This window comes from Streptococcus australis, from assembly GCF_003943615.1.
Lineage (GTDB): Bacteria > Bacillota > Bacilli > Lactobacillales > Streptococcaceae > Streptococcus > Streptococcus australis_C.
On record NZ_RJPZ01000001.1, the window covers coordinates 360,511 to 366,742 of the forward strand.

At 41.7% G+C, this 6,232-nt stretch carries 6 protein-coding genes; 2 read left to right on the plus strand and 4 right to left on the minus strand.

Translation table 11 applies throughout. The annotated features are described in order from the left end of the window. Positions 1 to 35: 35 nt before the first annotated feature. The 3 genes from D8785_RS01825 to D8785_RS01835 form a co-directional block, all read right to left on the minus strand. Positions 36 to 1,199 carry an MFS transporter gene (locus D8785_RS01825; RefSeq protein WP_125374283.1) on the minus strand — a complete coding sequence of 388 codons (1,164 nt, stop codon included), beginning with the start codon at positions 1,197 to 1,199 and terminating at the stop codon, positions 36 to 38. 72 nt (positions 1,200 to 1,271) lie between these two features. Then, positions 1,272 to 2,606: a DUF1958 domain-containing protein gene (locus D8785_RS01830; RefSeq protein WP_125374284.1), complete on the minus strand. Its 1,335-nt coding sequence runs from the start codon at positions 2,604 to 2,606 to the stop codon at positions 1,272 to 1,274. 107 nt (positions 2,607 to 2,713) lie between these two features. Continuing rightward, positions 2,714 to 3,415: a glucosamine-6-phosphate deaminase gene (locus D8785_RS01835; RefSeq protein WP_125374285.1), complete on the minus strand. Its 702-nt coding sequence runs from the start codon at positions 3,413 to 3,415 to the stop codon at positions 2,714 to 2,716. Between the two features lie 203 nt (positions 3,416 to 3,618). On the opposite strand from D8785_RS01835, the gene queA reads away from it, so the two are divergent. Continuing rightward, positions 3,619 to 4,647: a tRNA preQ1(34) S-adenosylmethionine ribosyltransferase-isomerase QueA gene (queA, locus tag D8785_RS01840; RefSeq protein ID WP_125374286.1), complete on the plus strand. Its 1,029-nt coding sequence runs from the start codon at positions 3,619 to 3,621 to the stop codon at positions 4,645 to 4,647. Positions 4,648 to 4,659: 12 nt separating this feature from the next. Then, entirely contained in the window at positions 4,660 to 5,130 is a 471-nt protein-coding gene (locus tag D8785_RS01845; RefSeq protein ID WP_006596653.1) for an arginine repressor, read from the plus strand. A 249-nt stretch (positions 5,131 to 5,379) separates the two neighbouring features. On the opposite strand, the gene D8785_RS01850 is transcribed toward D8785_RS01845, so the two are convergent. Then, positions 5,380 to 6,232: DUF389 domain-containing protein (locus tag D8785_RS01850; protein WP_142999346.1), on the minus strand; the 853-nt coding region annotated here is incomplete at its 5' end.

Here is a 6,232-nt window from a genome sequence, read left to right on the forward strand (position 1 = left end):
GTCCCTCTATTCAGAAACACTATTTCCTAATCTTTTTACTCCTTCATACTCCCAAAGAGACCCGGAGATTTTCCTTTTGGCATCTTTAAAAAGATACTGAGAAGAAGGACGAGGATCAGGACAAGCACCAAGAAGTAACTCATCATTGAAAATCCTCCGTGATCCACAAAGAAAGCCGCTATCGGTTGCAATAAAATGGTACCAAGGTAGCGAACTCCCTGCATGAGAGCCATGGCTAAGACTAGATCTTTCTTATCCACCTGTTGAGAGATAAAACGTAAAGAGACCATGATCAACACCATCCCCGTCGTATGCTTGGCCAAAAGAGTGACCAGCACTTTTAAGAAGACAGGACTCGGAAGAGCATAGATGAAATACTGGAGCAGGAGAATCCCCACAGGAAGCAAAACCAGCAGACGCAAGGGCCAATGGTCCATAAAACGGTCCGAGAAAAAGATAAGAGGCGCTTCAACAACGACAGATATCGCCACAACCGTAGATGCGATTTGGACAGGGAGCCCACTATCCATCAAGAGAGCTGGAATATAGGTATGGCCGATATTGCCCACACCTGACACAATCCCCATCAAAAGTAAGAAAAAGAGATAGGGACCATTGTGGAGCAAAGGACGGATCGATACAGCTTCTTTCTGTACCCGATTGGTCTTGTCGATACGAATAGCTCCTAAGGTGAAGAAACTAAGAAGGAGTGTTACCAAAACACAATAGTATACAGACTGGGGGCTAAGATGAGCATAGAGCCAACCAGCTAGCTGCGCTCCAGCAGCATATCCTAGAGTTCCCCAAACGCGAATTTTTCCAAAAGCATAGGGACTCTGGGTAGCAAACACCTCCATCATGGGAGCTGTCCCATTTAAGCACAGTAAAACCAAGCCATAAAAAATCGTCAACCAAAAGTAGTTAGGGGCCCAGATAAAGCCACCCACTCCTGCCATGAGGACGACCAAGCTCAAAGTGGTGATTTTAACAATGCCAAATCGTTCATTGATATAACCAAATAAGGGCTGGGCAAGCATGGATAAGAAAAAGGCAGTTGATACCAAATTAGAGACCTGACTGGCTGAATACTGCCGGCCTATAAGATAGACAGAGATTAAAGTCGTAAAGAGAGCAGTCGACATGAAGTAAAAACTATATAAAAATAAATAAGCAAGATAGGAATTTCGAAATGCTTTCATAAGTTTCCTTTCAATTTTAAACAGAAGAGGCAATGACAAAACCCAACTGGATTTCAGTTGAGTTTTGAACATTTATTTTTTGTAGCGATTCTGAGCCTTGAGCGCACGTTCTTTGCGACGACCTCTTTCTACATACAGAATCATAGCAAGTATACCAATTGGAACCAGAATGACCAGACTTTCAAGCGGAAAACGGAAGGATTTCTCTGAAGCTGGAGCCGCAGTACTTTGGGTATCTGATTGATTCACTGCTCCTTCTTTTACTGGAAGTCCATCAGAAATCTTTTCTGATAGGGTCATCAAGCCTGAATCCGCCTCTACCTGTCCATCTTTGACAACTAGTTTTGGATCCTCTTCTCCCTTTTTCACCGTAGCATAGAACGGTTGATCTAGCGTGTAGGTCTTTCCATCAATAGTCTGTACACCCTTGTCCAATAACTTTTTATAACTATAATCTGCAAAAGCTTTTTCGATCAAGGCATTGCCAAATGGATGTCGATAATATTCGCCATCCTGGTCAGACCAATCACCAACTCCCATTACGACGGAGATAATTCGTTGGTCCCCCCGTTTAGCGGTTGCGATGTAGTTAAAGGCACCACGTGGACTCGAACCTGTCTTCAGACCATCTACTCCTTCAAGAGCATATCTGGCTCCTGGCAAGGAATAGTTATAGGTATCAAAGGTTTCCTCATAAGGAGTTCCTTGTTTGACGGTCACCTTAGCCTGATTGGTGTAGCCAAGGATATCGGGATATTCTTTCACGAAATGATAGACGAGAATAGCCAAGTCTCTTGCAGTTGTTTGGTTGGCAGCATCATTTGGATAGTTATAACTGGTATATAAGCCTTGGAATGTTGAAATGGCCGCACCACTAGGATTGTTCCAAATAGTATTGGTCATCCCCAACTCCTTGGACTTTTCATTCATCCGCTGAATAAAGGCATCCGCATCGTGGTTAGAAAGGAGATTGGCCAACATAATCGTCGCCACATTGGAAGATGGAACAGCAGTCATGGTAATCAATTCAGAGACCGTATAGTCCACTCCTGCAACGATGTTATTGTTGGAAATCTCATAGATTTTTGACATAGATTGATCCGCAGCCGTTGCAGTGACAACCGTATCTTTGGTAATCTTCCCCTCTTTCATGGATTCAAAAAGCAGATACAGCGTCATGAGCTTACTCATACTAGCTGGATCTCTCACTTCATCAATATTATCTCTCCACAAAACATCCCCGGTATTCGCATCGATGACGAGGGAAGACCTTGGTCGGTTATAGGCCTGCACATGATCATTGGGATACATTTTTTGCGCCATATCCACTAGCTCATCCGCTGCAATCGACAAGGGCCGGAGCAAAGATAAGACGACAATTCCTAAAACGAGCAACTTCTTCTTCAAAATATATTTTCCTCAAATATAGAATTTTATCTTATTGTACCATACTTCAAGCTATAAAAAAACCTATCTTCCAGGATAATTCAGATAGGTCTCTTTATTTTAACTGCTTACAGTAGGCTCAAGGCTGCTTGATCTGCAATAATCACGACATCTGGATGACCTTGTAGGGCGCTCGCTGGTAAACTTTCTGTTTTAGGACCATTGACCATTCCAGCAATCGCTTCTGCTTTTGATTCGCCATATGCAAAGAGAATAATGGACTTGGCAGCGAGAATGTTTGCAATTCCCATTGAAATGGCTTGAGTTGGAACATCTTCGATTTTTTCAAAGAAGCGAGAGTTGGCTTCAATCGTTGATTGATCCAAATGGACCAAATGCGTTTGGCTGTCAAATGGAGTTCCTGGTTCGTTAAAACCAATATGGCCGTTACGACCAATCCCTAGAATTTGCAGATCTACTGGATTTTGGGTCAAAATTTCATTGTAATGAGCTGTTTCTTCTTCTGCAGTATCTTCATTTCCTTTTGGAAGATAGCTGACTTTAAAAGGTTTCTCATTGAATAAATTTTCCTGCATAAAGTAACGATAGGATTGAGGATCTTCTCCCGTCAAGCCGACATACTCATCCAAGTTGACACTGACCATGTCTGAAAAATCCAAGTCACTTTCTCGAATCAATCTATAAAATTCAAGTGGACTGCTTCCAGTCGCAAGCCCCAAAGTTTTCGCACCTTGTTCTAACTTTTCTTTTAACAGGTCAAAAGCAACCTGTCCTCCTTCAATTTGATTGGCTACTTCAATAACTTTCATGATGAAACCTCCACTTATTTCTTATATTCATTATATGGTATAGACCAATTTTTGTCAAGCGCTTTCTTCATGCTAGACAAGGAATTTTTCACTTCTCTCCGTCAAAATTCAGCTAGTCATTTCCTTTGTTTCACTCTTATTTCATGATATAATGGGGAAGGTTAAATGTAAGAAATAGAAGAATTTAGAAACAAGGAGAGACCATGAATACAAACGACTTTGATTTCCACCTCCCTGAGGAGTTAATTGCGCAAACTCCTCTAGAAAAGCGCGATGCCTCCAAACTACTGATCCTCAATCGCCAAACAGGTCAGATGGAAGACCAGCATTTTGATGCCATTATCAATGAGTTAGAACCAGGGGATGCTTTGGTGATGAACAATACCCGTGTCCTTCCTGCTCGTCTCCATGGGGTCAAACCAGATACAGGGGGACATGTGGAGCTTCTCCTCTTAAAAAATATCGAGGGCGATCAATGGGAGGTTCTTGCTAAACCTGCCAAACGTCTTAAAGAGGGAGGAATTGTCAGTTTTGGAGATGGACGTCTCCAAGCGACTCTCATCAAGAAATTGGAACACGGAGGCTGTATCGTAGAGTTTTCTTATCAAGGGATTTTCCTTGAAGTCCTGGAAAGCCTAGGAGAAATGCCTCTACCACCATACATCCATGAAAAATTAGAAGATCAGGAACGCTACCAGACGGTCTATGCCAAAGAAAATGGATCTGCCGCCGCTCCAACTGCTGGCCTCCATTTTACACCTGAGCTGTTACAAAAAATTGAAGACAAAGGTGTTCACTTGGTTTATCTAACCCTCCATGTCGGACTTGGTACCTTCCGTCCAGTATCCGTTGATGATGTAGACCAGCATGAGATGCACTCTGAGTTTTATCAACTTTCTGAAGAAGCGGCCCAAACTCTTCGACAAGTTAAAGCGAGCGGTCACCGCATCGTAGCCGTTGGGACCACTTCTATCCGAACTTTAGAAACAATTGGAAATAAGTTTAATGGAGAGCTACAAGCGGACTCTGGTTGGACCAATATCTTTATCAAACCAGGCTATCAGTGGCAGGTTGTCGACGCCTTTTCAACCAACTTCCACCTTCCAAAATCAACCTTAGTTATGCTCGTTTCTGCCTTCGCAGGTCGGGAACTCACTCTAGAAGCTTATCAGCACGCCATCGACCAAGGCTACCGTTTCTTTAGCTTTGGAGACGCTATGTTTATCAAATAAGGAGATTCCTTTATGAATAAGATCGAAAGTCGCCACCGCCTCATCCGGTCCATTATTTCAGAAAAGAAGATTCGGACCCAGCAGGAATTACAAGACAGCTTAGAAGCAAATGGAATCATCGTGACCCAGTCAACTCTTTCAAGAGATGTCAAATCCTTGAATCTGGTAAAGATTAATGAAGGGGATACTTCTTACTATGCTATTAATAGTATCGCTCCATCCCGCTGGGAAAACCGACTGCGTTTTTATATGGAGGATGCCCTCGTCATGCTTCGTCCTGTCCAAAACCAAGTGGTGGTGAAAACTCTACCTGGACTGGCTCAGTCTTTCGGTGCTATCTTAGACGCCCTTGAATTACCACAAATTGTCGCAACCGTCTGCGGGGACGACGTCTGTCTCATCATCTGCGAAGACAATCAAGGAGCTTTGGATTGCTTTGAAAAATTGAAAGAATTCACTCCTCCTTTCTTCTTTAGCAAATAAAAAGTTTGGAAACCAAGTTTCCAAACTTTTAAAATGTAGACAAACTCCAAAAATAACGTTTGTCTACGTTCTGAGCAACAACTGAAATAGTTGTTGCTTTTTTATATTTTATTTAACCTGAGCTAGTATCGTAATTGGTCAAACCACCACAAATGGAATCTTCATCAACATCCTTTTCTATCCACCAACTTTTGGATATAAGATCTCTTCCCAAGATTTGCTTCCATGAGTTAGATAAGTCCAATATTCTCAATCCTTATCTGCTTCATTTTCTTTTACGAGATCGTTTTGTGAATCTTTTTCAGAGAGTTTTTGATCGATATACTTGTCAATGTTTTCGTAAAATTCCTTGGTCGTCTCACTATCTAATTTTGTCGAATTATGGACTTGATTGACTTTCAATTGAACAGATTGAATACCGTAAGATTCTTGTTTTTGGCGGATGGTTTCTAATTCTTCTTCTGAAATCGGATCTCCAACAACTGTCAAGACCAATTCATTGCTACTTGACTTGTAGACTTGATTAATGATCGTATGATTGGCGAACTCTTTTCCTACAAACTGTTTGATCCCTTCTTTTCGTGCTTGATCCATCGTCAGAGTGACTGCTGAATAGCTGGCTGGAAGAACCAATAATACAATCAAGGAGATCAACCCAATTCTCATTTTAATATTTAGCTCTTTAAATGAACTTAAGGGAGATTGTCTCATCATAATTCTTGTTCCAACAATATTGATTAGCATGATAAAGACACAGTTGATCAAGAAAAGATAGAGAGCCCCAAATAAAAATCGTACATTTCCATTAGCTAAACCATAGCCTGCAGTGCAGATAGGTGGCATCAGAGCTGTTGCAATGGCTACTCCTGGCACGATATTGTTTGCTTCTTTTTTTCTTGAACCAATGACACCTGCTATCCCACCCGCAATAGCAATGAGAACATCCCAAATGGTTGGAGAGGTTCGTGCAATCAATTCGCTACTTGCATAAGATAAGGGAGAAATCCAGAAATATAGAGTCGAGACAAGCAAACTGACCAATACTTGAGTAAATAAAACCCCTAGAGATTGCTTGATTAAACGCGTATCAAAAATAGCTAAA

What these genes read in the sequence shown, in the direction of transcription:
- D8785_RS01845 (WP_006596653.1), top strand. Translation starts at nt 4,660, where the DNA reads ATGAATAAGATCGAAAGTCGCCACCGCCTCATCCGGTCCATTATTTCA.
- queA (WP_125374286.1), top strand. Translation starts at nt 3,619, where the DNA reads ATGAATACAAACGACTTTGATTTCCACCTCCCTGAGGAGTTAATTGCG.
- D8785_RS01825 (WP_125374283.1), bottom strand. Translation starts at nt 1,199, where the DNA reads ATGAAAGCATTTCGAAATTCCTATCTTGCTTATTTATTTTTATATAGT.
- D8785_RS01835 (WP_125374285.1), bottom strand. Translation starts at nt 3,415, where the DNA reads ATGAAAGTTATTGAAGTAGCCAATCAAATTGAAGGAGGACAGGTTGCT.